Consider the following 26,035-nt stretch of genomic DNA (forward strand, 5'->3'; position numbering starts at 1 on the left):
TTCATTCCTCCAGGAAAATTCCCAGACCTTTTTCGTACCTGCTACCCTTCAACACATAAAGCGCGCTTGCCCATTTCAATACTTGTTCATTCTCGGATTCTACCTCCAAAGGCTCTAAAGCTCCACTTTTTATGTGGTGGAGCGGAACATCAACAAGATATTTTGCAGTAACTCGCCTGAAGTCAAAGTAATCCGATACACTCTTCAGCTCCCGCTTAAGATCTTCTTTCAAATTTTCCGGAACAATGCTCATGGATACTACCCTTCTGAAAATCCTGTGGGCTTCATGCTTCTTTTCTGAGGAATAACCGCTATCGAGAACATCAAGAGTCTCCCGAAATTTCTTTAAATAGTTGCTTCCTTGAGAAAGTGCCTGATAGGTCTCTTCCACCCATTTTCTTTTTGATAGCTCATCCAGCTTAAATGGTTTTTCTATGTCAAACATGCCTTCTAACGCGTTCAAAGTTGCAGATACAACATCTTCACTGTAAACCCCGGCGATAAGCTCCTTTCGCTTTTTCTCATTGCTATCAGCGTATATGAAAGTATTCGGAAATTCTTCAGTCCACTCCCTTTTTCTGAAGATTCTTCCCATCCTCTGCACCAGAGAATCCGCTGGTGCTATATCTGTAAGCAGAATATCAAAATCAATGTCCATTGAAGCCTCCACAACCTGTGTTGATACGAGAATAATGTTTCTTCCCTTCGCTCCTGGGCGGTAACTTTCCAAAATCTCCTCTATTCTTCTTCGATCCTCCAGAGTCATCCGGGAATGTATCAGTAGAACATCCTCTTTTCCCAGTTTCTCTACAAGTTGCCGATAAGTTTCAATCGCATTCCGCACTGTGTTTCTTACTATCAAAACCCTACATCCTTTTTTGAAAAATTCAACAGCTTTTTCCACGGGATCCAAGCTTTTTTCAACTTTAACCAAATTCCGTAGTAATCTTCCCTGAGGAATGTCTTCGTAAACATCTTTTATATTCTTTTCCTCTAGCTCGGCTCTTTTTAAGATCTCATCCCTGATGAATCCAGGCAGTGTAGCTGTCATTATCAAAAAATGTCCTCCGAGTTGTTTCACATCCTCAGCTGTCTTGACAATTATCGCTGCAGCTTCGGGAGAATAGGCCTGTATTTCGTCTATCACAAGATAGGAATTAGCCAGGATTGAATAGATCATCTCGTATCCCGGATATTTCAAAGCAGAAGGAAAGACTTGATCCCCCGTCGATATTACGAAAGGATGAGAAAAGAATCTTGATTGTTCCACTATCTGAAGCACTTCTCCTTCTCTGTCCTCAAAGTTGTTTTTCAGAAAACTGGAGAAAAACAGATAAACAGCAGCATCGGAATGTAGAAGACCGACGTTTTCTTCACCAAAATAATTCTTAACTCTTTCGTACATCATGTTCGTTGCGCTCTGAAGAGGAAGAGTGAACAAGGTTTTTCCTTTGCTCCACATCAGGGCAAATTCTGTCTTTCCGGCTCCGGTCGGCGCCACAAGTACAATATTTTCTCCTCGACAATCTTTCAGAAGATCCAGTTGCCATACTTTGTTGGATATTCTCTCCAGATATCTTCGAACAGTCTCAAGCTGATCTCTTTCCAGTCTTTTATCTGCTTTCTTGAGAAGCTCCTTATTTCCAGCCGTTTCCACGTAAGATGCGAATCTATCGGCTCGCATGACTGTCCCAGAGGTGATTATGTAACGCTTGTAATTTTCATCTCTTATATTCAGTTCTTTAAGGATGATACTCGGAAGCAGAGAAATCAAATGAGGAGGGAATACTAAGCCACTGTCAATTATCGAGTTATGTGATAAGTATTCACACAGCGGTTTGTTCAATTCAATTTCACAGAGATCTCCCATTTCTTCTCTGAGAAGCCAAACTATCTCATCACCTACTTCAAGAAGTCTTTCGTAAGCTTTACAAACACTTTCTTTTTTTCTTCCAAACAGATAGTCAAGATAGGTTTCTCGCCAATGATGGTAAAGAACCGCTGAAAGAAAAATGCGAGAAAGTCCTTCACCGAGTTCTCTGAGAGTATTCTCCGGGATAAATGCTATACTCAGAAAGCTGTGCGGAATGTCGGGAATACCATCTTCCGGGACATCTCCTCCAACTTTTTTTTGAAACGCGTATATTACTTTACCCAAATCATGATAAAGGATAGCTTTCCCAGCAAGTTCTCTTACTCCAGAATCTATCTGAAGATTCTCCAGTACTTCCAATAAATCCAGTACGTGCTCTCTGAGAGTAACACCGTTGCTCTTGGCAAGAATTTTGGACATGGTCATCCCCCTCTATCCGACTTCCTGATCTTTGCGAGGAAAATGGGTATGTTGTTCCAGGAAAGTATTTCAGGAACATCGAAATGGATCATCGGAATAGATCCATAATAAAGCTTTGCTGGAATAAAATCAAAAATTCTTTTGTTGTTCTGAATAGTGTAAATGGAAGACACCTTGTAAGACGCTCCTATAATCTCTTGATACAGCTCGTTATAGTTATCACACACCTCGTCAGCGAATTCTGGAGAAGGTATCCATGTGTAACCACCCGTGCTGAAAACCTTTTTCTTTTCACAGTTTACGAGTTCATAATTTATTTCATCAACCGTGTCTTCAGATCTTCCAAGATGTATCCTTGAAATGTACCCAGGATTTTCCAAAGACTGTTTTATCATTTCAAGGACATCTTCTTTCGCTTTGACGAACAAATCAACCCTTGGATTTACAAGAGTCTGGATTCTCGTCGGCATCTGCCCTCCAGGATGTTCTATTTCATGGTTTATTTCCCTGTTTCTTAAACTCTTGAATTTTTTGACGTGAGAGCCTTTTTCCAAGTTCCTGAGCCAGGTGTACTCTTCCACTACTCCTTCGTGGTTTCCCACGATAGCCATAGAGAATTCTGAGTTCAAGAAGGACTCTATTTTTGACTCATCACTGAGGATGTTGCAGATGAGACCTATTGCGGTGGAATACATCGGTATGGGAAAGGTTTTTCTTTCAAATATGAAGAAAGGAATAGCAAAATGAGCGGTTGACGCTTTAACTTCTATTCTTAACAATTTCATGGGTTTTCTTCGCCTCCGATGACTTCACGCAACCATTTATTCAGCTCATTTAATCCTGCACACAATTTTTCTGAGCTTCCTTTCAGGATAGAAGGCATTCCCCATATCCTGTAATCTTTAACATTTGTGTTTTCTTCCGCTATCTGGGATATTGTTTCAACATCTATCTTTCCCCCGTCAAGTCTCACGTAAGGATTGAAAAGTGTTACGGGTAGTTTGGTGGTTGCCATGACTATGAATACAGGTGATACACTCCAGCTTTCTGTGGAGGAATGTATTTCAAAGCCGTTTATTATCACATCAAAGAATTGTTCTAAACGCCTTTGTTTTTCTTTTTCATCAAGAAGCACAGAAATTTTATAAGCTTTTTCAGATTTCTTAACCAGTATCTTTCCTTTTGGAAGTGGATATTCATCTTTCTCCATATCCACACCAAACAATTTTTTCAACTTTTCCTTCTCATTGTCAGTAGTGAAAACCACATCCTTACCAATGTTTTCAAGATCTACTACAACGGAGTATTTGTAAAAGGAAAAATGCTCCTCCTTTGAAAATGGGTTGGGATTTGCTTCTTCTCCTCTCTCACGGGCTCTTTGAACCAAATCATGGTTTGCGTAGAACGCCATGTCTCCTTCCCATTTTTCCATAGACACCGCTTTTGTCAGACCAACGGGTGCTTTTCTTGAAATAGAAACATCTCCAGTACTGAGATATCCGAAGAAGTCCAGTTCCTCAGACGTTAAGATACTTTCTTCTTCGATATTGAACTGAATAACACCTCCTTTTGTGGTAACTTCAGCCGGTTTCCAACCATGTTTTCTGACAAGAGCATTGAAAATATGATGCCTCATGCTGGAACGAGAAAAGAAAGTGTAAACCCCATCTTCTCTCCGGAGCTTCTTCAAAGATTGAACGTTGTTTGCTATATTTTCATCTCTATTCACAGCGCAGGCCTCAAAAACCACTGTAGCGGTTATTGCCTTCACCTCATTCATTCTCTTCACCTCCACTTATTATTCCACTCACGTAAGCAAACATCAAATTTTTGAAGTTCTCGTCGTTTTCTGAGAAAACCCTATTCAGCTCTTCGGGGAATGGTTTCTTGTTCGCCATATAAGTTTTCAAGAGCAAATGATATACCTCATCCTTTTTTGCAAGCCTTATTAACTCTAAAAGTCTGTATCTGGTGCGCTCAAAAAGCTGGGAAACTTCTCTTCCAAGCTCTCTCATTTTCCAGACAGGAACCACCGTTTCCACCCCCAAAGTATTTCGTACTTCCTGAAAAAGTTCAGGTATCATCCAAGCATAATATCTCTTTTTCTTGGGATCGAATACTTCTATGTACTCTTTTATTTTGGAATCGTCCCCTGGATTGAGGAAGTACTTTAGCAGGAAATACTCAACTTCGATTAGTTTGTTTAGTCTTTCTGGATAGATGACTGTTTCAAAAATCTTGATGCTGTTTATGGAGTTCAGGATAGAAGATATCCTTGTGTTCAGCAGAAGATCTACGGTCCTTTGAGGTACATAGTATACACTATAAGATTTACCATCGTAGTTCACAATTTCTATGTTTTGTCTCTCCCAAACACCTAAAAGTCTCTGAAGTTTCATATGAACTTCTGCTACCGCTCTGGAAACTGAAAGTTCTATATTCAGATCCTTGTAAGCTTTTATTGCCTCGTTCAAGTACCATATGGCTTTAAAAGAAGGAACATTTACAAAGATTTCTTTCTTACTATTTTTTGGAAAGACAAAGTGTCTAAACAAAGCAAATTGAGAACATAGATCACATAAGTGGTATTCATTGTTTATATTCCAAAATGAATTTGGGAACTCTCCTTCTGAGGATGAAAATTCTTTGAAAAGAATTCTTGAAAATTGTTTCCTTTGACGAATAGATGTGTTCTCGCTTAATCTCAAAGGATTTCCGCAAAGGAAGCATCTTTCTGAGCCAGACAAATCTGGTTTTCTGAATATGGAACGAATAATTTCTGATAGATAAACTCTGAATTTTTCTTTTTCAGACTGTAGTAAGAAGTTCCTAAGCTCCTCAAGATCTCTATCATCAAACTTCGACAGAAGTTCCTTGGATTTCTTTTTGATCTGTGGTATCTTAATTTTTTTCTCTTTAACTTGTAATAAAATCTCTCTTTGTTGTTCATTGCTAACTAGTGGCAAAAGCTCGTCAATCTCCTTATTTGTAAGGCTAACATTTGCTATATAATTTTCATAATATCCGATATTACCTTTAAAGTAATTGTATGCTTTTTCTATACTTCCCTCTCTCTTTACTATTTCTTCCATCATAAAAACAAACAGCCGAGGGAAAGTTACTCCTTCAAGATTGTCATTTTCGTACATCTCATCCAACATTTCATCCAACAAGATAACCGTTCCATCATCCTTGAGAATGTCCATAACTCCGAAAGAAATCTTTCCCTCTTTTGATTTTTCGTTTATAACTTTCAAAAAACCATAGACATTGGCGTTGTGAAGCCAACTCTGTGGATATATGACTATCGCCACTCTTTCACCACCTTGAGCATTCCAAATCCCTGACCTGTCCTCACTCCTAACCCGTTTTCGTAGAGAAAATTCAAGATATTAAGGTTTCCAGAGAGCGTTATCGTGCCAGAGAATGCCTCTAGAACTCCTCCATAATGCTTGACAGGAACTTTCTTGAGATCTTTGCTCACAATGTTCACAGGTTTGAAGCCAGGTGCTTTAACACCAAATTTTTCGAAAATGTCTTTCAAAAGATCAAGACGAACTTTCAGGGAGTGGTTTAAAGCCTCTTCAAAATCATCATCTTCGGGATTTAAATAGTACCTATCTTTTTCTGATCGGGTTAGAACAGCACTTCCAAGTATCTTAAAATTTACCTTCTCGGAAGTTATCATCTTGGGTATAGGAAGATCCACTAATATTTCCGTGCCTTTGAAGAATGATTTGATACGATCAATATGGTTGTACAAATAGCCTATCATCTGTGGAATAGACGAAGAGAAATTAAAAAAAACAGGAGACTCAAACATAATGGAGTCTCCTGAGATTTCCTTTATTCTCCTGAATCCAACGCTGAAAACATACGGCTTTGGAATTCTATCATGGGACAGCACTATTTCCTCAAACGGAGTTCCTTCATAGACCCGCTTCAACACGGACATGAAAATACGCCTGTAGTCAACCGGAAAAACCTCTTGGGAGTTATCTTTAAAAAAGATCCTGAAGAATATCCTCATTGTAAAGACCTCCTGATTGAAAGAATCCTGTGAGATCAAAAGTTAGAAAAGACGAAAGCGGAGATCTTGCTTTAAATTCAACAAGAGGCAATTCAATATTAAAGAAATAAAAAATTCGACAAACAAATACTCAATGATTTCAATACCTCCAGGGAATCATCGAAGCTGAAGGGAGATTCTTCTCCCGGAAAATATGAAAAACATTTCCATACCTCTAAGGATGTATTGAAACTGGAGAAGTTGTCCAGGGAACTTTCTCCCTACATCGGTTTCCATACCTCTAAGGAACTATTGAAACCCGTTGAGTTCAAGAGAAATTATACCACAAACACACTCTGAAAGCAAGATGTTTTTTGACCTTCCATATCCTCCCTTTCCATAAACCATTCTAACACACAAGAGAGCACCTTCAAGTACTGTTTGGAAAAATGGAATAATTGCATAGTCAAACAAGAAAAGAACACAAGCAAAAAACAGAAGATAAATTATATCAACCTACGTCGGGGCATTTTGAGGTGTTTTTGGTGAAAATCGATTAGTTCCATGTTTCACAAATAGATGAAAGAAGGTATTCCTCAGTGTGTTAGAAGTTAACTACTAATTTCTCGAATTCAAAGCACTTACACGTCATCGATTACCACAAATTCTCTTCATATTGTCTCTTCATATCATCCATTATTCCCTTTTTAACGCATAGCTTCCGGTACCAGAAAGGCGCATGAAATTTTTCGTTACCGGTAATTGCATACTCTGTATCGATCTTCCAATGCCAAGTACACACATCACCTACTTTGTGAATGATTGGAACTAACCTGGTTTGTATGCATAAAATACATTAAGATTAGACTAATAAAGATTTTTCTAACATCACCTTCTGAAATACTTCCAGATGTTAAAATATCAGAGAAGCTTTCGCCGTGGAGGTGATCTTTGTGAATCCCTACGAAGTTCTTGGTGTTCCACCCGGTGCTTCAAAAGAAGAGATAGAGAAAGCTTACAGAGAGCTGGTGAAAAAGTACCATCCAGACCGATACAAGGATCATCCTCTCAGGGATCTTGCGGAAGAAAAAATGAAGCAGATCAACGAAGCGTACGCTGTATTGATGAGTGGTGAGTTTTCAGAAACGCCCAGGCAGGAAAATGTGTTTAACACGTTCTATTCCATGGGATACAGATACAGAGGGAACGACGACTGCCGTGACATACTTGCATGTCTTGGGTGTGCGTGGTGTACAGATACCTGCTGTGAAGCGTGCGGGGGGGACTGCATCCCTTGCATGTGAAGAAAGTCGCTTATGGGGGGCTCATTTCCGCTCTCGTTGTTCTTCTACTCTACATTGGAAACTTCACGAAGAGCAAGATATTCTTTGCCGCTTTGAGCAGTGTTTTCACAGGGGTTCTTGTGGAACTTTTCGGGGTCGGATCTGTTCCAATCATAATCGCTACGAATGTTCTTGTGTTTCTTCTTGTTCCTAATCCAGGCTATGCTTCGCTCTTTTTCGTGCTTTCTTTTTACGGTTTTCTCAGAAAGAAACCGATTCTCATCAGGTTTCTCTACTTGAACGCTTCTACACTGCTTTTGGTGCTTTTTGCCTCAAAATTCTTCAATGCTGAACTACCTGATGTTTCCTTTTTTCTCTACGCACTCGGCTTTCTTGGAGTTCAGGTTGCGTTCTTCGTCTATGACTATCTGTACAACCGGATCCTTCAAGAACTTCTCAGAATCATCAGGGGGAAAAATTGATGTTTGGATATATCAAACCCTTGAAGTGCGAACTGAAAGTGAAGGAGTACGAAGAATTTAGAAGGTACTACTGCGGTGTCTGCAAAGCTTTGAAAAAGTATTCAATCATTCCGCGTTTCCTCCTCACCTACGAAGCCGCATCACTTGGACTTCTTCTTTCAAGTCTGAACAACAGCGATTTGAAAAGAAAAAGAGAACTCTGCATCTTCACCCTCAAAAAGGTGGATTTTTACTCCTCGAGTGAAATAGACGAAGTGGCTCGTATCTTCGTTGCTCTCCTCCGTGAAAAGTTGAAAGACAACTACATAGACAGAAAAAATCCTGTTTATCTATTTGCGAGCGCTTTTTTGAAGAAAGATCCCGAAATATCCAGACTTTTTGAGAACTTCTACGAAATGGAAAGAAAGGAACAAGATTTCGAAATCCTCGCAGAAAAACAGGGCAAAATAGTTGGAACAATCCTCAGCAAAATGGTTAAGGAAGAAACCCAGAGAAAAATTCTTTACTACCTTGGTCTGTCCCTTGGAAAATGGCTCTACATCATAGACGCACTGGATGACTTTGAAAAGGATAAGAGAAAAAACGTGTTCAACCCGCTCGTCAAGAAATACAACGGTGACCTTGAAAAGGCGCGATCCGAACTGAGACCCCAACTGAAGAAATGTATTGATGAAATGTGGAAGGCTTACGACCTTCTCGATATAAAGAGGAACAAGACTATACTTGATAACATCGTATACCTTGGGATACCATTCATCACAGAAAACGTTTTGATAGGCAAAACCTGTAACTTAAATCACTCAACGATCCTGTAGATCTCCACATCTCCATGTCCGTACCTTCTGTTCTCACCGGTACCGCAAAGCCTCGAGAGTTTCACCAGAGCGGTTGTTTCAGGGGTGAGGGTTTTCAAGGTCATGATAACACCGTTTTTTGTGCTTCTCAGAGAAACCGGCTGGAAGGCAGGTTCAACCTCGACACCGAGGAAGAGTTTCATGTCTTCTTTCGTCTGCTTCAGTGAGAAACCCTTTGCTCCTTTCACCTTCAAAGTGAACACCCCGGGTGAGTCGAAAAGATCTCTCTTTTCGTATATTTCGACGTAGGCTCTTCCGGGTTTCACGACTGCGTTCAAAACACGGGGAACGTTGAGAACCAAGAAGTGAAAGAGCGAAGAAAGGGGCGAGGAGATAACAAGAGCGTAACCACTCCTCGCCCGAAACGGACCGATCACCCTCATTGTTCCATCCGGTGCTTCTTCCACGAAGGAAGCCACCGCTGGATCGATGGACTCGATTTTTGAGAGGACAAACTCCCACTTCTTTTCATCCGATATGAACTCTTCTTCTACGTAGATTGGGAATCTTCCAACCACAGCGCGCACCATCCTATCGGAGATATCACTCTGTAACTGTTGTTTTCACTCTGAACGAGGTATCTCCTCGTGAGAGGAGCTTCGTCATCTTTATGATCCTTTATAATGTTTCTCACCTGTTTTCTTGTTTCCTCGTCAAGGAGAATGAAGAGCGAATTTGCCATGAGTCCTCCTCCGTATCCTACGTGTATGAGTACGTACTTCTTGTTTTGAAGCACTTTCTCTATCTTTTGGAATCTCTCTTCGATCTTGCTGGTGTCAAGACCTTTAAAATTCTCCTTTGCCTTTTCAAAGCGTTCTCTTTCGAATTTGAAAACTTCAGAGTAGAACTCGTTCACGATCGAAAAGATCTCTTCAATACTTTTGGGAAGTTCTACTCTGTAGTGTTTTCTCACGTGTGTGAGAAAGTAATCGTATTCTTCTTTCACAAACCTCACATCAAAGACGAAATCTCTGTTGATAGGAACAAACTCCAGAGAGAAAGTTTTGGGGTGACTGTTGGGACGAGCTACGTAGAAGATCCCGACATCGTGCACAACCACCTGAGTTTTCAGTGTTTGAGAATCAGAAATTCTGAGAAAGCGGAAGTAGTCGGTGTTGATCCCTCTTGGATCGAATCTGAACAATCCATTCAGAAATTCATTGGTCCCGTAGAATGTTCTTTTATGATTTTTTTTATGATTTTTAATATCTTCCTGTACCCTCTTGCGGAATTCTTCAAGAAGATTCCTGTTGTTCCTCAAAACGTGCCAGGTGAGTGCAAGTTTTACAGCGCCCTTCAACGAACTTCCTGGGATATAAACGCTTCCGTCGGGATGGTGAACAACTTCAGGAATCTCCGGATTTCTTTTTCCACTTGAGAAATCTGAGTAGAGGCTTACTTCATAGAAAACACCATCTTCCACGTTTTCTACTTCCTTCAAAGTGAGAGTTTTAGAAAGCTCCTTTGTGATTTGAGGACGTTTCCTCAAAACTTCAAGAAATTTTCTTGTATTAAGCCTCACAGCTGTTTTTTTGTTGTCTTCTTCTTTTAGAACAACAAGGTTGCATGGAGGATATTTTTCACCGCTTCCTATGTGAAGGGGGGTCAGTGTTTTGAGAGTCACCTTCATTTCCTATCACCACCGAAAGCCACGCAGAGTGGAGACGTCTGAACAAAATAGTCCTCTATCTTCAACACCCCACGGCCCTCTGGCTTGAAAGGAAACACAGAACCTTCCTGAACATAGAAAAGCTCTTTCTTCACTTTCATTTCGTCGTGTTTCACGCCACGTCTTTTTATTATCCTGTAGTATCCTTCGTTTATCTTTGCTCTCTCTTCTGTGGAAGGCACAAACAGCGACAGGGTGAGATAGTACTCACCCTCTTCCGGGAAATCTGGAGCATTTTCGAACTCAGCATTGAAAAGTCCGTATCCGTAAGTTGAGTCAGCGCCTATTCCACTATCTCCAAGAGACTTGACAGCTGTTTTGAAAAGATCCTCGTATTCATCGGGAAATTCTGCCAGAAATGCTGGGGTGAACCCCTCTTTTACGAAAGCAACTTCCACAAAGTAGAGATTGGAGGAACTCGTTATCCTGTCGAGGGAATTTCTTGGAATCCTCACTATCTCCACCGGATTTTCCTTGCAGACAGCACCGCTTGCTTTCTTTATCGACTGATAATTAGCAAGCTTGTCCAGGAAAACGTAACTTGCTTTCTTCAGCTCCTTTGGACTTTCCTCATCATCTTCTTCCAACGAATAGGTGTTGTAAAGAAAAGGTTTTGGAACAAGAAGGCGATCACCGCGAACGAACAGAAGAGAAGAGACCTTCAACTTTCTCGCAAAGTCCTCGGCTTTCTCAGACCACTTGAAAGCGTGGTACACAACAGCACCGTAGATGGTATCGGAATGGATGGTGGGGAGGGTGGAATCGGTCTCGTTCCCCCTACCCACCCTGAAACCACTTCTGAAACTCATCTTCACCAGAAGGCGCACTCCTATCACCCTTTCACGATTTCGGGGATGGCTTTCTTAAAGCCCTCAACACCACCTTTGACCTCTTTTTCTACGGGTGTTCCCTCTCCTTTGTAGTAATCGGCGCTCTTGAAGATCACTTTTTCTATACTGAACTTCACTTTTCCGTATCCTCTGCTTCCGTTTCCACCGAGATAGTCGTCTTCGAGAAGCTCCAGAGCTGTGGCTATATTTTCGAGGTCTTCCTTTATGTGCTTTTCGTTCTCTGCTGTGTAGATGATCTCGAATTCAAATTCCGCACCTGCGGGAATTCTTTCAAAGCTTCTCGGATCGGCTTTACAGGTGACTCTGTCCAGTGCGTTCTCTGTTTTCCATTCCGTGTATGGAAGGTCGGTTTCCATGCTGAGGAGTTTCGTTTTCGAATCTTCCGTGAGGAACGCATCTCTGACAAGAAGGCGTGAAGGGATGTTATTTCCTTCTTTCGAGGTCGAACCAAACACCCTGCAGACTTTGCATTCCCTTTCTTCGCATTCGTGTCTTCTTACCTTGTTCCCAGATATATCCAGATTCAACAACCTTTCCATCAGGCTTCTCATCTTTCCTTTCACAGAGCTTCCGGGGATGTAGGGTTCTCCCGTGAGAGGATTTCTGATAACGGGATTGTCTATACCACCGATGTTCACACCGAGCTCCTGACCTCCGATCCTAAGACCTGTTTCCAGAATGATCTTTCCCTTTATGATGTACTTTCCGAGTATCGGCCTTTCCACCGCTCATCCCTCCTTATCTTCTGGCTGTCCTTCTGTTGCTTTTTTCGGATTCAGAATGGAATTTGTGATACGCAAGGATTGCATCGTAGAACTTTTTGAATTTCTCAAACTCGTCAGGAGTCTTTATCTCGTCTATGAGAGGTTCAAGTATCTCCTTCAATTCACTGATACCTTCGATATCCCTTCCAACCTGATATGCGAGAAATATCTTCATGAAGTGAAGCTCGTTAAGGATCTCTTCGTTGAACTTCTCCGGGTTATCCCTGTAGTCCTTCTTTTTGTAGATGTAGTTGCTCCAGATTTTGGTTAAGTGACCATGAAACTTTCTGAGCTGGTTTGTCTTCAGCTTTCCAGAAAGTTCCCTTCCGATTTCCTCTGCCTTTCTCACAAGGTCCTTCAAATCTTCTTTGAGAGAAACACCCTGAGAAACTGCCACCGCTCATCCCTCCTTCAGCTTTTTCTTGAGAGAAGATCCACAAACTGGAGGATTACATTCAAGGCGTTTTCACCGAGGTGATCTATGTTCTCTCTCATGAGATTTGCCACTCTTTTGTCTTCGTCTTTGTTCTCCCTTGCTTCTATGTAGGCGAGGAAGGCTTTGTTCAGAGGAGACTCTTCTCTTGTGAGATTCAAAGCCTTTCTAATGACACTTCTGTCCACTTTGTCTGCTATTTCCTTCAACTCTTGATAAAAGTTGTACATTTCGAAGAAGGTGTTCCACTTTACCGCATAGTAGTTTCTGTTCGAAAATGCTATGCTGTTCTTTCCGGATCTCTTGGCAGCGCTTTCGGCTCTTTCAGACATTTCTCTTATGAGGCTCATACTCGTTTTCTCATCGGTGATCACGTATCCCGCGGAGAACGTCATGAAGTCGTTCGCTGTGAATCTTCCAAACGCCTCTCTCAACTCTTTTGCCACATCCAGAACATCATTCCATCCACCAACCAGATAGAGATCGTCTCCGCCAGAATAGATCACCATAACGTTCTTTCTTTCAACAATGCTCTCTACTCTTTCTTTGAAGAAAAAGCTCATGAGCCTTGAGAGGGTGCTGTATCTGGAAAGGGTCTTTTTCTTTAAGCCCTTGAGAAAGATCTTTCCAAGGTTGTCAACGTCAACAAGGAGGCTCGCTATTTTTTTGCCAGGTGCTTTTTCTGCGATTTTCTCGAACTCCTGTTCTTCGAAATACGTCACCACCTGTATTCTTCTGACGTTCTTTTCTTTTTCCGAGAATTCGTATATCCTTCTCAACTTGTAGCTGAAACCCTCTCCCGGTTCTCTCGAGAAATCGAATTTTCTCTTAAAAATCTCGAACTTTCCATTCTTTCTTTCAGCAAGATACACGTGAGATTTTATGAGAAGGTCTTTTCCAAGCTCGTACATTTCCTTGCAAAAATCACAGGCGATTTCTTCTTCTCCTTCTCGAATGGAAAAGAGCCTGTCCACTCTGTTTCCACAGATTTTGCAGGTGTGGTTTCCCTTCTCCTGGATCAGATTCAAATCATCGGGGAAGATCGCTTCGAGGTCTTTTTCCGTGTACATTCTGTATTTTCTTTCGTTCAACTTTTCACCGATCTTCTTGAAAACCTCGGACATGTCTTCCACGTCTTTCACCGAAAATTCAACAGATTCGATCACAAGGTGGAGTGAAAGACCCCTATTTCTGAACCATTCGTTCAGCTCGTTTCTGATCTCTTCGAGGGCTTTCTTCACCTTCTCTGTGTTGGACAGAACAAGGTGGAAATGTCCTCCTCCTATGAAGTGAACGTTTGTCCTGTAAAAGCCTGTTTTATCAAGAATCTCATCCACAACGACTTCCTGGAGAATTTCTATGAAGAAACTCCTTCCTCTGTAGGATCTGAGAGCTCCTTTTGAAGAGACGTTGGCAATAAAATTCTGTATCCCGGAGACATCTCCCCCAACAAGTAGGAAGGGTTTCACGTTGGAATTCTCAAAGTGTGATTTCATCTCCTGGTAGGATTCAAATTTGAGGTCGTTTTCCTTTGCGTAGTCATAGAGCGAGAGAGCAAGCATAGCCGTGACCTTCAGATGGTCGTAGAGCGATATATCCATGTCTCCTTCCACTCTTGTTTCCTGAGGAATGAACGAGAAGTACTTGTAAGTGAGAAAATTCACATCATCTGGTGTGGGAAAAATCTCCTGAACGTCTTCTGGTGTGGGAGAAATCTTCTGAGCGTCTTCGACAAATCTCCTGTAGAGATCCTCGTAGGTTTTCTGATCTTCTTTCATGTCCTTTACCGCTTCCACCACTTCGTTGGCTGGTTTCGCAGGAAAGTAAGTGACGTTTCTGGAAGATTCCCCCTCCGGGATCTTTGAGAGGAGGTTGTCCATTCTTCGAAGTTCTTCAAACTTCTGACCTTCGGTCATTCTTTCTTTGCTCGAGAGGTTGTCTGCGAAGCACACGTACCAAACCTTTTCGTTTTCCAAACTTTTTTTCAGAAGATCCTTTTCATGATGGTAGTGAATGTAATCCTGAATTACAGCGAATTTCTTCACTTTGTTTGTAAAATCGTATCCGGCAATCTGATGTCTTCTGTCATCCCCCGCCCTTCTTACGACCTTTCCTATGTCGTGCAGGAGAGCCCCAACAACAAGCTCTTCTCTGTCTTTCAAGGAAGATTCACCTCCTTTTCTCAATCAAGCTCCAGAATTTCACCCACCACAAAAGGATTCTGCTTTTGTTCTTCGTAAGTTCTCTTGTCCACAGCCAGGATAGTTTTTACTTTTCTTCCGTATCTAATTTGATTTTTGGCACGCTCGATAACGTACGTAAGAAAAGTGGTTCCACCTGTGAGATTGACGATCACTTCATCCACGTCAGAAAGATGTTCTTTGATTTCGGATACTACTCGATCTATTTCACTTACACCCATAAAAGGGTCTTCGAGAAGGATTACCCTAAATTCACCCTTGAATTCAGCTTTCTCCAGAATTTCTGAAAGAATAGCTTTTCCCTGTTTTGAAGTTATAACCAGGAGTAGATCAGGTGAAATTTTTTTCAGAACGGTGTATAAAGCACCTTTTGTCGTACCGAGAGGAGTGAGAAGAGCTCTTTTTCTGTTTCGCTGAGTTTTTCTCGCAGACTCCAGAAGTTGTTCCGGTGGGGTTTGAACAAGCACTTTCAGGTGATCTTCTATCTTTTTCAAGGAGGGAAGCTGGAGTTTGTTGAATCCGAAATGAGCAACATGATTTCTTGCCTGAAGGATGGTATCATAACCAAACGTTGAAATGCTCACAGACTCTCTAACATTTCTATCCAAGAAATCACTCTTCTCCCCTCCAGACATCAAATAGACATTTATAAGATATTCTCTTGCCAAACGAAGAGCCATACCTAAATCTCCTGTTTGAAGATAGAAATCCAGTAACTCTTTTTCAGATTCCAATTCTTTTTCGCTCAGTTCAAAATTCTCCGATTTCACATGTATAACCCTGTATCTTTTTTCGATCCCATCTAAGAGAGCCGCAATCTCTGGAACAAAAACCTCCGTCTCCTCTCTTATTCTTGCTTTATTTCTATCAATAAAATTGAAGAAATTGGTTAAATTCTTCCTTATGGCTACTATGGATCCAAGACGTATAGAAGACGAAAGATCCTGAAGTTTTTGAGACATAGAACCAAGTAGCTTTGGTTTTTTCGAACTTTGACTTCCCCTGTATATTTCTTCATTTCTCTTTTTTATCAAATCAGCGAGTTCTTTCGCATATCCATACTCTTTGAACAATCGAACAGCATATATCCATGATGTAGCTTTAGTTAGTGGGGTCAAATCTTCGCACTCTGTTACTTTTGTTTCTTTATTGTACTTGCCGTAAACTACACTCACATTAACATCTTTGGCCTCTTTAAGGTACAGGGCTACTACACTTGCCATCAATGGAATACTTCTGAACGAATGAGTAACATCCAGTATAACTCTGTCCCCTTTTTCCAAATTTTCCACAAGGTTTCTTACAAGGAAATTCATCAAGTTACTTGAAGATTCTCCTCCCGGTATTTCAAAATCTTTAATATTTGATCTCAAAAATCTTCTACACTCATCCCACGTTTTGCTTTCTTTCACGGTTTTTGTTAGGAAGAATATTGTTTCAACTTGTTTTCCTATATGATTCAGATATTCAATTAATGCTAGTGGGAAAATCGATTGTCGAACACAAAAAATATCCTGGGAGCCATCATTTTTTACACACCCATCTAAAAGATTCCCATTAATTTTAATTTCGCTTTCTTCATACTTACCCAGGCCAAGAAATGTAACCAGTTTTACAACTTCGCCCATCTTTTCACCTCTCATATTTTTTCAAGGCTACCATTCCGAATCCCATGCTATTTTTCTCTCCAAAACCCGCTTCATAGCCGATCTCTACAAGTTTTTTCTCGCCCCTGATTTTGAACGGGAAAACCACAGCTCTGACGAACGCGTTTTTCAATTTGATCCTTTTGGTTATCCGCTGACGTGATTTGATGTAATCCCAATCGGGAATGACTTCAACAGTGCCTTCTGGTTCTTTTCCGTAAAAAGCCCTGTACTTCTTCACAAGATTCTTTCTGAAAACTTCGTAGAACTCTTCTTCTTCCGGATGAAGATACCTGTGGTAAAGCTTTCCGTTGTTTTCTTCTGGTACACTGACCACAAGTGGTGACAGCATGACAAAGTGGTACTCCGACTGATCAGGAAGAGAATTTTCGATGTCAATGGATTTCACGATGAACTCTGTTTTTTCCACCCTGATCACGGGATCTTCGGAGAGAGAAGAAAACATGTACCTGACGAACTCAATAACTGGTGATGAGATGTACCACCACCCCTTTCCTGGAAATATTAATATTTTCTCACCGCTGACTCTGGAATTTTCAAAGAAAAGTTGTGAAAAAGTGAAAAACTTGAACCTCTTCCCATAACCCTTCTCGTGAAGGAATCTGGCAAAGTTTTCATTCTGTGAAGCCAATCTCTTGTAGATGAAAGAAGAAAGAAAATAGTTGTAATTCAACGGAATAGTGCTTTCCATCGCCTGAAAAGAAACTTTCAATCTCATACTGTTTCCCCCTTGAATGTCTTTGTGATAATTTTATCATTAAAATTTTCTTTGCATACTATCCTTTTTTTTCTTTGAATAGTCATTATCGATGATCTTTCTGATTTAATGGTCAAGAAAAATTCCCCAAACTCTGCAATTTTTTGTTTGACCAAATATATGCAAAAAGTATATAATTTCCCTGAGGTGAGAGTCGTGAGAAAGGTCTGTCAGTGCTGGTGGTGCGGGTATTGATGTCCCCTTCCCTTACCACGAAGAAGAACAAAACGGGGAGGGAAGACTATGGCAGAGGCAAAGAACGCTCCGTTGATTGGAAAGGATGCCCTTGGTCGAGAAGTTCGTGATCTTTCTAAAGTCCCATGGTGGGGCGTGGACAGGAAAGAAATAGAGTGGTACCCAACCATCGATTACGATAAATGTGTGACATGTGGAATCTGCTTTGTAACCTGCGGAAGACGAGTGTTCGACTTCGACAAAAAAGAGGGAAAAGTGATAGTGGCGCGTCCTTACAACTGTATGGTCGCGTGTCAGACGTGCATGAACCTTTGTCCAACAGGAGCGATAAGTTTCCCCGATGCTTCCTATATAAAAAAGCTGGTTGCGCAGAACAAAATTGTGAAGAAAGCCTTTGAGATAATAAAGCCTCTCCTGGCCGAAGATCATCTGTCACCAAAGGAAACGGAAACCAAACCCGAACCCTGAGAGGAGGTGAGACAATGATCATAGCCATTCCCGTCTCCGAAAACAGAGGAAAAGATTCTCCCATATCGGAACACTTCGGTAGGGCACCGTATTTCGCATTCGTGAAGGTGAAGGACAACACGATAGTGGATATCAGTGTTGAAGAAAACCCTCTTGCACAGGATCATGTTCACGGTGCTGTCCCAAATTTTGTGAAAGAAAAAGGAGCGGAGCTGGTGATAGTGAGAGGTATCGGAAGAAGAGCCATCGCTGCCTTCGAAGCCATGGGTGTAAAAGTGATAAGGGGTGCATCTGGAACGGTGAAAGAAGTGGTGAACCAGTATCTCTCAGGACAACTGAAAGATTCAGACTACGAAGTTCACGATCATCACCACCACGAACATCACTGAAAAACAAAGAGGGGCTTTGGCCCCTCTTTTTCATTCTAGATCTCTGAGGATGGATTCGAGCCTTGCGAGACGTTCCCTGTTGGTGTTGAGTTTTTCTTTCGTTTCTTCGACCACTTCCTCAGGTGCCTTTTCGACAAAGTCTTTGTTTGCGAGTTTCTTCTCCAGACGATCTATTTCTTTCTGGATCTTCTCCATGATCTGTTTCAATCTCTCTTTTTCCTTTTCGAAATCTATGAGCCCTCCAAGATCCACGTAGGCCTCTATTTCCTCTTCAACGTAGGCTGTTGCAGTCTTCGGCGGTTTTTCGTTCACGAAACTGACTTCTTCTATGTTTCCGAGAGTCTTGAGAAGGAGCTCTTCTTCTTCCGTGACTTCGTAGCCCTTGATGTACACCTTCACTCTCTGAGACTGCGGCAGATTCATCTCGGCCCTCACGTTCCTAACACCGCGCACCATGTTCATGAGTCTGGTGAATTCCTTCTCCGCGGTTTCATCGATGAGTTCTCTTTCGATCTCTGGCCACTTCGCTATCGTTATGGATTCACCAGCCACGGGGAGTTTCTGCCAGAGCTCTTCTGTGAGGAACGGCATGAACGGGTGAAGGAGTCTCAAGGACGCATCCAGCACCTTCACAAGCACCGTCTGAACAAGGTTCCTCTCTTCGGTCTTCAACCTCGGCTTTGAAGCCTCTATGTACCAATCACAGAAATCATCCCAGAAGAAGTTGTAAATGGTCCTTGCTGCGATGTTGAAATCGTAGTTCTCGAGAGCGTTTGTGACCTCTTCCACCGTTTTGTTGAGTCTCGTGAGAATCCATTTGTCAACCGTCTTGAGGTTTTCGAGAGGTACCTCTTTGTAATCTTCAAGGTTCATCAAAACAAACCTCGTGGCGTTCCATATCTTGTTCGCGAACTTCTTGTAGGCGTCGAAGTACCTCGGATCGAGCTTTATGTCCCTTCCCTGAGCGGCGAGTATTGCGAGGGTGAACCTCATCGGATCGGCACCGTACTCGTCTATCACCTCGAGGGGATCGATGCCGTTTCCGAGAGATTTGCTCATCTTCCTTCCGTATTTGTCCCTGACGAGCTGGTGAATGTAGACATGGCTGAAAGGTTTGTCGTTCATGAACTCGTATCCCATCATGATCATTCTCGCGACCCAGAAGAAGATTATGTCAAAGCCTGTGACGAGAAGGTCTGTTGGATAGTACCTCTTTAGGTCTTCGGTTTCTTCGGGCCAACCGAGAGTCGAAAACGGCCAGAGTGCAGAGGAGAACCAGGTGTCGAGCACGTCTTCGTCCTGTTTCAGATTCGTGGAGCCGCACTTTTCACACTTTTCCACGTCTTCTTCGGAGACGTTCAGATGGCCGCAGTCCTGACAGTACCAGACGGGAATCCTGTGGCCCCACCAGAGCTGTCTGGAGATACACCAGTCCCTGATTTCGTACATCCAGTTCAGATAGACCTTCGTCCATCTCTCCGGGAAGAACCTTATCTCTCCATTTTCTACGGCCTCAATAGCTCTTTTGGCAAGCGGTTTTGTGGAAACGAACCACTGGTCGGAAAGCTTCGGTTCTATCACCGTGTCACATCTGTAGCAGTGCCCAACAGAATGAGTGTAATCCTCTATCTTGACGAGAAAGCCCTGTTCTTCAAGATCCTTCACTATTTTCTCTCTCGCCTCGTACCTGTCCAGTCCTTTGTATTTTCCACCGTTTTCGTTTATCCTCGCGTTGTCATCGAAGATTTCTATCATTGGAAGGTTGTGTCTTTGAGCTATGAGATAGTCGTTCGGGTCGTGCGCAGGGGTTACCTTCACCGCACCCGTTCCGAACTTCGGGTCAACGTACTTGTCCGCGACAACGGGTATTTCTCTTCCAACGAGCGGAAGAATGAGCGTCTTACCGACGAAGTTTTTGTACCTTTCATCCTCCGGGTGAACGGCGACGGCCGTGTCACCGAGCATCGTCTCGGGTCTTGTGGTTGCCACAACGATGTACTCATCGGAATCTTTGACGGGATACTTCACGTAGTAGAGTTTGGACTTGTGTTCCTTGTGTTCGACTTCCTCGTCCGAGAGCACCGTTTTACACCTTGGACACCAGTTCACTATGTACTTTCCTCTGTATATCAGACCCTTCCTGTAGAGCTCAACAAACACCTTCCTTACGGCTCTGCTAAGCCCCTCGTCCAGTGTGAACCTCTCCCTTGTCCAGTCCACCGAGGCTCCAAGAGCCTTTATCTGTTCTCTTATTTCCCTCCTGTATTTGTTAGCCCACTCCCAGGTGATCTCAAGGAACTTTTCTCTTCCGATTTCCTCCCTCGTCTTTCCCTGTGTTTGAAGAAGGAACTTTTCCACCGCGTTCTGCGTAGCGATACCCGCGTGGTCTTCTCCGGGTACCCAGAGGACATCGTACCCTTTCATTCTCTTGTATCTGACCACGATATCCTGGAGAGTTATGTTCAGAGCGTGCCCCATGTGGATCCTTCCGGTGATGTTTGGAGGCGGTATCACAATGGAGAATTTCTCTCCGACACCTTTCGGTGTGAAGTAGCCTTTTTCTTCCCAGTATCTGTACCATTTGGTCTCTATCTCAGCTGGATTGTATCTCGTCGAGAGTTCTGCCACTCTCAGCACCTCCTTTTCCTGTGATATTTTATCAGAAACCGAGGATCGCTCCGATCACTCCACACCCAAAAATGATGAAAAGAGGGTGCACCTTGAAGAAAGAACACACAAAAGCGGCAGCAGAAAGCAGGATCAACACAGGATTCTGAACGGAACTGAGAAGCGAAAGGAGCGTCACGATCAAAAGGGTTGTGGTGGCCCCTTCGAGCGCTTTCATCAACCTCACTCTCTGAAGCTTCACGTATTTTCTGAGGAAAATAGCAGTGGTGATAACCAGAATGGGAGCCCCAAGGAAAGCGAGTGTGTTCAACACAGCACCTATCAGACCAAAGAATTTGTATCCCGTGTAAGTTGCCAGGTTTATCGCAACGGGACCTGGAGTCATTTGAGCGATCGAAACCGCCTGAGAGAACTCCTCAGGAGAGAGAAAGCCACCGGTGACGAGTTCGTTCTTGAGTATTCCAACGATCGCCCATCCACCGCCAAAAGAAAGAAAACCGACCTTCAGAAAGATGAAGGCGAGTTTCAGCAAGGTTCATACCTCCTTCAGATACAGAAGCAGAACGAGCAAAATGACCACCGGAATCACGAGGGATCCATTGAGAAGCAGAACGAAAACCGCTACTCCTATCATAATGGCTCTGTAGAGATTCCAGCGCTGGTTTTTCACAAGCCGGTACAGAACACTCCCTACAAGTCCGATTATGGAAGCGTAAGCACCTCTCAGAAAACTCCGAACGTAGCTGATTCCTGAAAGAGCGCGTATCACTTCTGCAACCGCAACTATGGCGAAAAACGGTGGTAGCACAACGGCCAATCCAGAGGCGATCGCCCCGGAGATACCAGCAAGTCTCTTCCCCACCAACACCGCAGTGTTGAAGGCGATAGGACCCGGTACCACCTGAGCTGTGCTCACGATACGAAAGAATTCTTTCTCCGTCAAAAGGCCGGATCTTTCCAGTTCCCATTTCATCACGGGAATCATGGCGTATCCTCCACCTATGGTGAGGGCGGAGATCCTCAAGAAAAGGAAGAACAGTCTTCCAATCAAATTCGATCCCTCCTGAACTTCGATTTTAGAACTTTTTCCTTCAACTCAAATTTCCATTGAGTTAAATCTGAATATGATTTAATAGTATCAAAAGAAACCGGGAGGGATCGAGTTGGTACTCGTCGTGGATTACGGCTCTCAGTACTCCAGACTCATAACGAGAAGGATCAGAGAAAACGAGGTCTATTCCGAAGTGGTCTTCCCCGATGATAAGGTAGATCTTTCGAAAGTAGACACCGTGATCCTCTCCGGTGGTCCAAGAAGCGTTTATGAAGAGGACGCCCCAAAGCTTCCAGAGTGGTTCCAAGAATACAAAGGTCCAGTACTCGCCATATGCTATGGAATGCAGCTGATCGTGAAAGAACTCGGAGGAGAGGTCAGGAGAGGACGAGGGGAGTACGGAAGAACCCTCGTGGAGCTCTCGAGGGATCCGATATTCGAAGGAATTCCGGAGAAGGTTCACGTCTGGATGAGCCACGGCGATGAGGTGGTTAGGCTTCCGGAAGGGTTCCATCCGATCGCCGTGTCCGAAACGGGTGTGATCGCCGCTGCCACAGATGGAAAAAGGTTCTGGCTGCTCCAGTTCCACCCGGAAGTGCACCACACCGAGTACGGTGATCGTATGATTTCCAACTTCCTCTTCAATGTGTGTAAGCTTGAGAAAAACTGGAAGATAGGAGACCTCGTGGAAGAGAAAATAAGACACATCAAAGAGACCATAGGGAACAAAAAAGCGATCCTCGCGCTTTCTGGAGGGGTAGATTCTTCCGTTGCAGCGGTCCTCGTGCACAGAGCGATAGGAAAGAACCTCGTGTGTGTCTTCGTGGACCACGGCCTTCTCAGAAAGAACGAGCGAGAAGAAGTGGAGAGAGTCTTCAAGGAACACTTCGACATGAATCTGGTTGTTGTGGATGCCAGGAAGAGATTTCTCGAAAAACTCAGAGGAGTCACGGATCCGGAGAAGAAGAGGAAGATCATAGGAGAAGAATTCATACGAGTGTTCGAAGAGGAAGCGAAAAAACACGATGTGGAATTTCTTGTTCAGGGAACGATCTATTCAGACGTCATAGAAAGCGCCGCATCCGGAAAGACGACTGCGAAGATAAAGAGCCACCACAACGTGGGCGGTCTTCCAGAGAAGATGAACCTGAAACTGGTAGAACCCCTCAGAGACCTCTTCAAAGACGAGGTGAGAAAAGTAGGAAAGTATCTCGGCATACCGGACAGGATCATAAACAGGCATCCGTTCCCTGGCCCTGGACTCGCCGTGAGGGTGCTGGGAGAGGTCACGGAAGAAAAGCTCGAAATCCTGAGAGAAGCGGACTACATATTCATAGAAACTCTCAGAAAGCATGACTACTACGATAAAGTGTGGCAGGCGTTTGCGGTTCTTCTTCCTATAAAAAGCGTAGGCGTGAAGGGTGACGCGAGGGCGTATGAGTACGTGGTGGCGCTTCGAGCCGTGAACAGCGTGGAGGGGATGACCGCAGACTGGTCCAGAATTCCGCATGATATACTGGACGAGGCAGCAAGAAGGATCACAAGAGAAGTGAAAGGTGTCGGCAGAGTGGTCTACGATATAACTTCAAAACCGCCTGCAACCATAGAGTGGGAGTGAGAACTTGGAAGAACTGCTGAAAGAACTCGAAAGGATACGAGAAGAAGCAAAACCGCTCGTTGAACAGCGGTTCGAAGAGTTCAAAAGATTGGGCGAAGAAGGAACAGAAGAGGATCTCTTCTGTGAACTCTCTTTCTGTGTTCTCACAGCCAACTGGAGTGCGGAAGGTGGAATTAGAGCGCAGAAAGAAATCGGAAAGGGTTTTGTGCATCTTCCCCTTGAGGAACTCGCGGAAAAACTGAGAGAGGTTGGACACAGGTATCCTCAAAAGAGAGCCGAGTTCATAGTAGAAAACAGAAAACTGCTGGGAAAGTTGAAGAACCTTGTGAAGGGTGATCCTTTTCAATCCAGAGAGTTCCTAGTAAGAAACGCAAAGGGGATCGGCTGGAAAGAGGCGAGCCACTTTCTCAGAAACACCGGTGTGGAAGACCTCGCCATTTTGGATAAACACGTTCTGAGACTCATGAAAAGACACGGCCTGATTCAGGAGATACCAAAAGGATGGAGTAAGAAAAGATATCTCTACGTGGAAGAGATCCTCAGAAAAGTCGCCGAAGCGTTTGGAGAATCTCCCGGGAAGTTCGATCTCTACCTGTGGTACCTTGTGAAGGGGAAGGTGGATAAATAGGAGGTGATGGAGTGCGAAAATACGTGTGGATAGTCGTTTTCATCGTGCTGGGAATCTACTTTCTCACCGGTGTGTATCAGGTAGGACCCTCCGAAGTCGCCCTCCTCAAGACTTTTGGAAGATTCACCTCGGTCGTTCCTTCAGGAATCCACTACCACCTGCCGTATCCGATTCAGTCTCATGTGACCGTCGACGTCACAACTGTGAGAAAGATCGAAATAGGATTCAGAAGCATTCAACGAGGGGAGAGGATCTCTTACCAGTCGGTTCCTCAAGAAGCCATAATGATCACAGGAGACAACAACCTCGTGAGTGTGGAAGCGGTGGTTCAGTACAGGGTGAAAGACCCCGTCGCTTACGCCTTCAACATCACAGAAGCGGATTCCATCGTGAGATTCACAACAGAATCTGTTCTTCGTGAGAAGGTAGCGATGAGAAGCATCGACGACGTTCTCACCTCAGGAAGAGATGAAATAGGATTCAAAACTGCCCAAATGCTCCAGGAGATTCTCGATTCCTACAACTGCGGTATAAAGGTGGAAAACGTTTATCTCCAGGAAGTGGTCCCGCCAGATCCCGTTGTTGACGCCTTCGACGATGTGAACAACGCTCGTCAGGACAAAGAACGTCTCATAAACGAGGCAAGAAAATACGCCAACGACGTTGTTCCAAAAGCCCAGGGACAGGCACAAGAGATACTGAGACAGGCAGAGGCCTACGCTCAGGAAGTTTATCTGAAAGCACTCGGCGAAGCGAAAAGATTCGAAGAGGTGCTGGAAGAATACTCAAAGGCTCCTGATATCACGAGAAAACGAATGCTCCTCGACGCTCTCCAATCTTTGCTTGAAAAATCCGAAAACAAGGTTTTCTTCGTGGGAAACGGTGATTCTCTGAACATTCTCAACATTTCCGACCTTCTGAAGGGGATGGGAAAATGAAAATCTGGATGATTTCTCTTCTGATCATTCTGATCGTGGTGGGTGCGATCCTTCTTTTCTCTTCTTTCTACGTCCTGGATCAGACACAGCAAGCGGTGGTTCTGAGGTTCGGAAAGATCGTCGCGGTGGAAACAGAACCTGGGCTTCACTTCAAGCAGCCGTTCGTTGATAATGTGGTGAGATTCGATAAAAGAATCCTCCTCTACGATATAGAACCAGAAAAGATCATAGCCGCCGACAAGAAAACGCTCGTGATAGACACGTACGTTCTCTGGAGGATAAAAGATGCGGAAGCGTTCATAAAATCACTGAAGAGCGTGAAGCTCGCTCTTCCAAGAATCGACGATGTGGTTTACTCACACGTGAGGAACATCTTCGCAAAAGCGAACTTCGACGAGATCATCTCCGAGAAGAGAGAAGACCTTTTGAGGGAAGTCACGGCTCTTTCAAGAGAAGATCTGAAGGACTTCGGCATAGAAGTGGTCGATGTGAGGGTGAAGCACGCCGACCTCCCCGCTGAGAACGAAAAGGCCGTGTACGAAAGAATGAAAGCGGAAAGATACAGCATCGCTGCACAGATCAGGGCTGAAGGTGAGAAAGAGGCAAGAAAGATACGTGCGGAAGCCGACAAAACAGCGAAGGTTCTGATCGCGGAAGCTCAAAGCAAAGCAGAGCAAATCAAGGGAACCGGAGAAGCAAGCGCGGTGAAGATCTACGCGGAGGTGTTTTCAAAAGACAAGGACTTCTACGAATTCTGGAGAACGATGGAGGTTTACAGATCCATCGAGAAAGGAATTCTCATAATTGGAGACGAACTCGATGCACTGAAATACCTCAAAACGAAGTAAGGGAGAGTT

The 26,035-nt window shown here is 43.5% G+C and carries 25 protein-coding genes; 9 read left to right on the top strand and 16 right to left on the bottom strand.

All coding sequences use genetic code 11. The features are described from left to right. Position 1: 1 nt before the first annotated feature. From TPET_RS05520 to cas6 (TPET_RS05540), 5 genes are read right to left on the bottom strand one after another with little or no spacing between them, the layout of a single operon-like run. The gene (locus TPET_RS05520; protein WP_011943626.1) at positions 2–2,293 is read right to left on the bottom strand and encodes a CRISPR-associated helicase/endonuclease Cas3; all 2,292 of its coding nucleotides are present in this window, start codon (positions 2,291–2,293) and stop codon (positions 2–4) included. A gap of 2 nt (positions 2,294–2,295) precedes the next feature. Next, the gene (cas5b, locus tag TPET_RS05525; RefSeq protein WP_011943627.1) at positions 2,296–3,078 is read right to left on the bottom strand and encodes a type I-B CRISPR-associated protein Cas5b; all 783 of its coding nucleotides are present in this window, start codon (positions 3,076–3,078) and stop codon (positions 2,296–2,298) included. After that, positions 3,075–4,073 carry a type I-B CRISPR-associated protein Cas7/Cst2/DevR gene (gene cas7i / locus TPET_RS05530; RefSeq protein WP_011943628.1) on the bottom strand — a complete coding sequence of 333 codons (999 nt, stop codon included), beginning with the start codon at positions 4,071–4,073 and terminating at the stop codon, positions 3,075–3,077. The genes cas5b and cas7i overlap by 4 nt, the downstream gene beginning before the upstream one ends. Continuing rightward, positions 4,066–5,607, bottom strand: a complete 1,542-nt coding sequence (gene cas8a1 / locus TPET_RS05535; protein WP_238374291.1) for a type I-B CRISPR-associated protein Cas8b1/Cst1 — start codon at positions 5,605–5,607, stop codon at positions 4,066–4,068. The genes cas7i and cas8a1 overlap by 8 nt, the downstream gene beginning before the upstream one ends. Beyond that, positions 5,598–6,323, bottom strand: coding sequence for a CRISPR-associated endoribonuclease Cas6 (gene cas6, locus TPET_RS05540; RefSeq protein ID WP_011943630.1), 726 nt, complete (start codon positions 6,321–6,323; stop codon positions 5,598–5,600). Before cas6 (TPET_RS05540) ends, cas8a1 begins: the two co-directional genes overlap by 10 nt. Positions 6,324–7,255: 932 nt before the next feature. Here cas6 (TPET_RS05540) and TPET_RS05545 point away from each other — a divergent pair. From TPET_RS05545 to TPET_RS05555, 3 genes are read left to right on the top strand one after another with little or no spacing between them, the layout of a single operon-like run. Then, on the top strand, positions 7,256–7,606 hold the full coding sequence (locus TPET_RS05545; protein WP_011943631.1) for a J domain-containing protein: 351 nt from the start codon (positions 7,256–7,258) through the stop codon (positions 7,604–7,606). Then, complete coding sequence (locus TPET_RS05550) at positions 7,603–8,067, top strand: hypothetical protein (protein ID WP_238374334.1); 465 nt, start codon at positions 7,603–7,605, stop codon at positions 8,065–8,067. Before TPET_RS05545 ends, TPET_RS05550 begins: the two co-directional genes overlap by 4 nt. Continuing rightward, complete coding sequence (locus tag TPET_RS05555; RefSeq protein ID WP_011943633.1) at positions 8,067–8,882, top strand: DUF5685 family protein; 816 nt, start codon at positions 8,067–8,069, stop codon at positions 8,880–8,882. Before TPET_RS05550 ends, TPET_RS05555 begins: the two co-directional genes overlap by 1 nt. Here TPET_RS05555 and TPET_RS05560 read toward each other — a convergent pair. The 8 genes from TPET_RS05560 to cas6 (TPET_RS05595) are packed head-to-tail and all read right to left on the bottom strand — an operon-like array spanning position 8,864 to position 17,224. After that, positions 8,864–9,439 carry a hypothetical protein gene (locus tag TPET_RS05560; RefSeq protein ID WP_011943634.1) on the bottom strand — a complete coding sequence of 192 codons (576 nt, stop codon included), beginning with the start codon at positions 9,437–9,439 and terminating at the stop codon, positions 8,864–8,866. The genes TPET_RS05555 and TPET_RS05560 overlap by 19 nt on opposite strands. Continuing rightward, positions 9,412–10,551: a type III-A CRISPR-associated RAMP protein Csm5 gene (gene csm5, locus TPET_RS05565; RefSeq protein ID WP_011943635.1), complete on the bottom strand. Its 1,140-nt coding sequence runs from the start codon at positions 10,549–10,551 to the stop codon at positions 9,412–9,414. Before csm5 ends, TPET_RS05560 begins: the two co-directional genes overlap by 28 nt. Beyond that, positions 10,548–11,405 carry a type III-A CRISPR-associated RAMP protein Csm4 gene (gene csm4 / locus TPET_RS05570; protein ID WP_011943636.1) on the bottom strand — a complete coding sequence of 286 codons (858 nt, stop codon included), beginning with the start codon at positions 11,403–11,405 and terminating at the stop codon, positions 10,548–10,550. Before csm4 ends, csm5 begins: the two co-directional genes overlap by 4 nt. Positions 11,406–11,422: 17 nt before the next feature. After that, positions 11,423–12,166, bottom strand: coding sequence for a type III-A CRISPR-associated RAMP protein Csm3 (csm3, locus tag TPET_RS05575; RefSeq protein ID WP_004082356.1), 744 nt, complete (start codon positions 12,164–12,166; stop codon positions 11,423–11,425). Between the two features lie 13 nt (positions 12,167–12,179). Further along, entirely contained in the window at positions 12,180–12,602 is a 423-nt protein-coding gene (gene csm2, locus TPET_RS05580; RefSeq protein WP_004082357.1) for a type III-A CRISPR-associated protein Csm2, read from the bottom strand. Between the two features lie 14 nt (positions 12,603–12,616). Further along, positions 12,617–14,800, bottom strand: a complete 2,184-nt coding sequence (gene cas10 / locus TPET_RS05585) for a type III-A CRISPR-associated protein Cas10/Csm1 (protein ID WP_048810871.1) — start codon at positions 14,798–14,800, stop codon at positions 12,617–12,619. Positions 14,801–14,820: 20 nt separating this feature from the next. After that, positions 14,821–16,467, bottom strand: a complete 1,647-nt coding sequence (locus TPET_RS05590; protein WP_011943638.1) for a CRISPR-associated DxTHG motif protein — start codon at positions 16,465–16,467, stop codon at positions 14,821–14,823. 4 nt (positions 16,468–16,471) lie between these two features. Next, positions 16,472–17,224, bottom strand: a complete 753-nt coding sequence (gene cas6, locus TPET_RS05595; RefSeq protein WP_011943639.1) for a CRISPR-associated endoribonuclease Cas6 — start codon at positions 17,222–17,224, stop codon at positions 16,472–16,474. 282 nt (positions 17,225–17,506) lie between these two features. Here cas6 (TPET_RS05595) and TPET_RS05600 point away from each other — a divergent pair, with 282 nt between their 5' ends. Together TPET_RS05600 and TPET_RS05605 are read left to right on the top strand one after the other, a co-directional pair. Next, a complete protein-coding gene (locus TPET_RS05600; protein WP_004082361.1) occupies positions 17,507–17,926 on the top strand; it encodes a 4Fe-4S dicluster domain-containing protein in 420 nt (139 codons plus the stop codon). Positions 17,927–17,940: 14 nt separating this feature from the next. Beyond that, positions 17,941–18,315, top strand: coding sequence for a NifB/NifX family molybdenum-iron cluster-binding protein (locus tag TPET_RS05605; protein ID WP_011943640.1), 375 nt, complete (start codon positions 17,941–17,943; stop codon positions 18,313–18,315). Positions 18,316–18,345: 30 nt separating this feature from the next. On the opposite strand, the gene TPET_RS05610 is transcribed toward TPET_RS05605, so the two are convergent. From TPET_RS05610 to TPET_RS05620, 3 genes are read right to left on the bottom strand one after another with little or no spacing between them, the layout of a single operon-like run. Beyond that, entirely contained in the window at positions 18,346–20,943 is a 2,598-nt protein-coding gene (locus TPET_RS05610) for a valine--tRNA ligase (protein WP_004082363.1), read from the bottom strand. A 31-nt stretch (positions 20,944–20,974) separates the two neighbouring features. Further along, a complete protein-coding gene (locus TPET_RS05615; RefSeq protein WP_011943641.1) occupies positions 20,975–21,475 on the bottom strand; it encodes a chromate transporter in 501 nt (166 codons plus the stop codon). 3 nt (positions 21,476–21,478) lie between these two features. Beyond that, positions 21,479–21,994, bottom strand: coding sequence for a chromate transporter (locus tag TPET_RS05620; protein ID WP_011943642.1), 516 nt, complete (start codon positions 21,992–21,994; stop codon positions 21,479–21,481). A 112-nt stretch (positions 21,995–22,106) separates the two neighbouring features. Between TPET_RS05620 and guaA the strand changes: the two genes are divergently transcribed. From guaA to hflC, 4 genes are read left to right on the top strand one after another with little or no spacing between them, the layout of a single operon-like run. Beyond that, complete coding sequence (guaA, locus tag TPET_RS05625; protein WP_011943643.1) at positions 22,107–23,612, top strand: glutamine-hydrolyzing GMP synthase; 1,506 nt, start codon at positions 22,107–22,109, stop codon at positions 23,610–23,612. A 4-nt stretch (positions 23,613–23,616) separates the two neighbouring features. Further along, positions 23,617–24,240 carry an N-glycosylase/DNA lyase gene (locus TPET_RS05630; protein WP_004082367.1) on the top strand — a complete coding sequence of 208 codons (624 nt, stop codon included), beginning with the start codon at positions 23,617–23,619 and terminating at the stop codon, positions 24,238–24,240. A gap of 11 nt (positions 24,241–24,251) precedes the next feature. Continuing rightward, positions 24,252–25,178: an FtsH protease activity modulator HflK gene (gene hflK / locus TPET_RS05635; RefSeq protein ID WP_004082368.1), complete on the top strand. Its 927-nt coding sequence runs from the start codon at positions 24,252–24,254 to the stop codon at positions 25,176–25,178. After that, entirely contained in the window at positions 25,175–26,026 is an 852-nt protein-coding gene (gene hflC, locus TPET_RS05640) for a protease modulator HflC (RefSeq protein ID WP_004082369.1), read from the top strand. Before hflK ends, hflC begins: the two co-directional genes overlap by 4 nt. Positions 26,027–26,035: the final 9 nt, after the last annotated feature.

Origin of the sequence: Thermotoga petrophila RKU-1 (assembly GCF_000016785.1) — a bacterium.
GTDB classification, from domain to species: Bacteria; Thermotogota; Thermotogae; order Thermotogales; family Thermotogaceae; genus Thermotoga; species Thermotoga petrophila.

Bases quoted from the DNA above. Each gene is read 5' to 3' on its own strand.
- TPET_RS05520 (WP_011943626.1), bottom strand. From the start codon at position 2,293: ATGTCCAAAATTCTTGCCAAGAGCAACGGTGTTACTCTCAGAGAGCAC.
- cas5b (WP_011943627.1), bottom strand. From the start codon at position 3,078: ATGAAATTGTTAAGAATAGAAGTTAAAGCGTCAACCGCTCATTTTGCT.
- cas7i (WP_011943628.1), bottom strand. From the start codon at position 4,073: ATGAATGAGGTGAAGGCAATAACCGCTACAGTGGTTTTTGAGGCCTGC.
- cas6 (WP_011943630.1), bottom strand. From the start codon at position 6,323: ATGAGGATATTCTTCAGGATCTTTTTTAAAGATAACTCCCAAGAGGTT.
- TPET_RS05555 (WP_011943633.1), top strand. From the start codon at position 8,067: ATGTTTGGATATATCAAACCCTTGAAGTGCGAACTGAAAGTGAAGGAG.
- csm5 (WP_011943635.1), bottom strand. From the start codon at position 10,551: ATGAAGGTGACTCTCAAAACACTGACCCCCCTTCACATAGGAAGCGGT.
- TPET_RS05590 (WP_011943638.1), bottom strand. From the start codon at position 16,467: ATGGGCGAAGTTGTAAAACTGGTTACATTTCTTGGCCTGGGTAAGTAT.
- cas6 (WP_011943639.1), bottom strand. From the start codon at position 17,224: ATGAGATTGAAAGTTTCTTTTCAGGCGATGGAAAGCACTATTCCGTTG.
- TPET_RS05600 (WP_004082361.1), top strand. From the start codon at position 17,507: ATGGCAGAGGCAAAGAACGCTCCGTTGATTGGAAAGGATGCCCTTGGT.
- TPET_RS05605 (WP_011943640.1), top strand. From the start codon at position 17,941: ATGATCATAGCCATTCCCGTCTCCGAAAACAGAGGAAAAGATTCTCCC.
- hflC (WP_004082369.1), top strand. From the start codon at position 25,175: ATGAAAATCTGGATGATTTCTCTTCTGATCATTCTGATCGTGGTGGGT.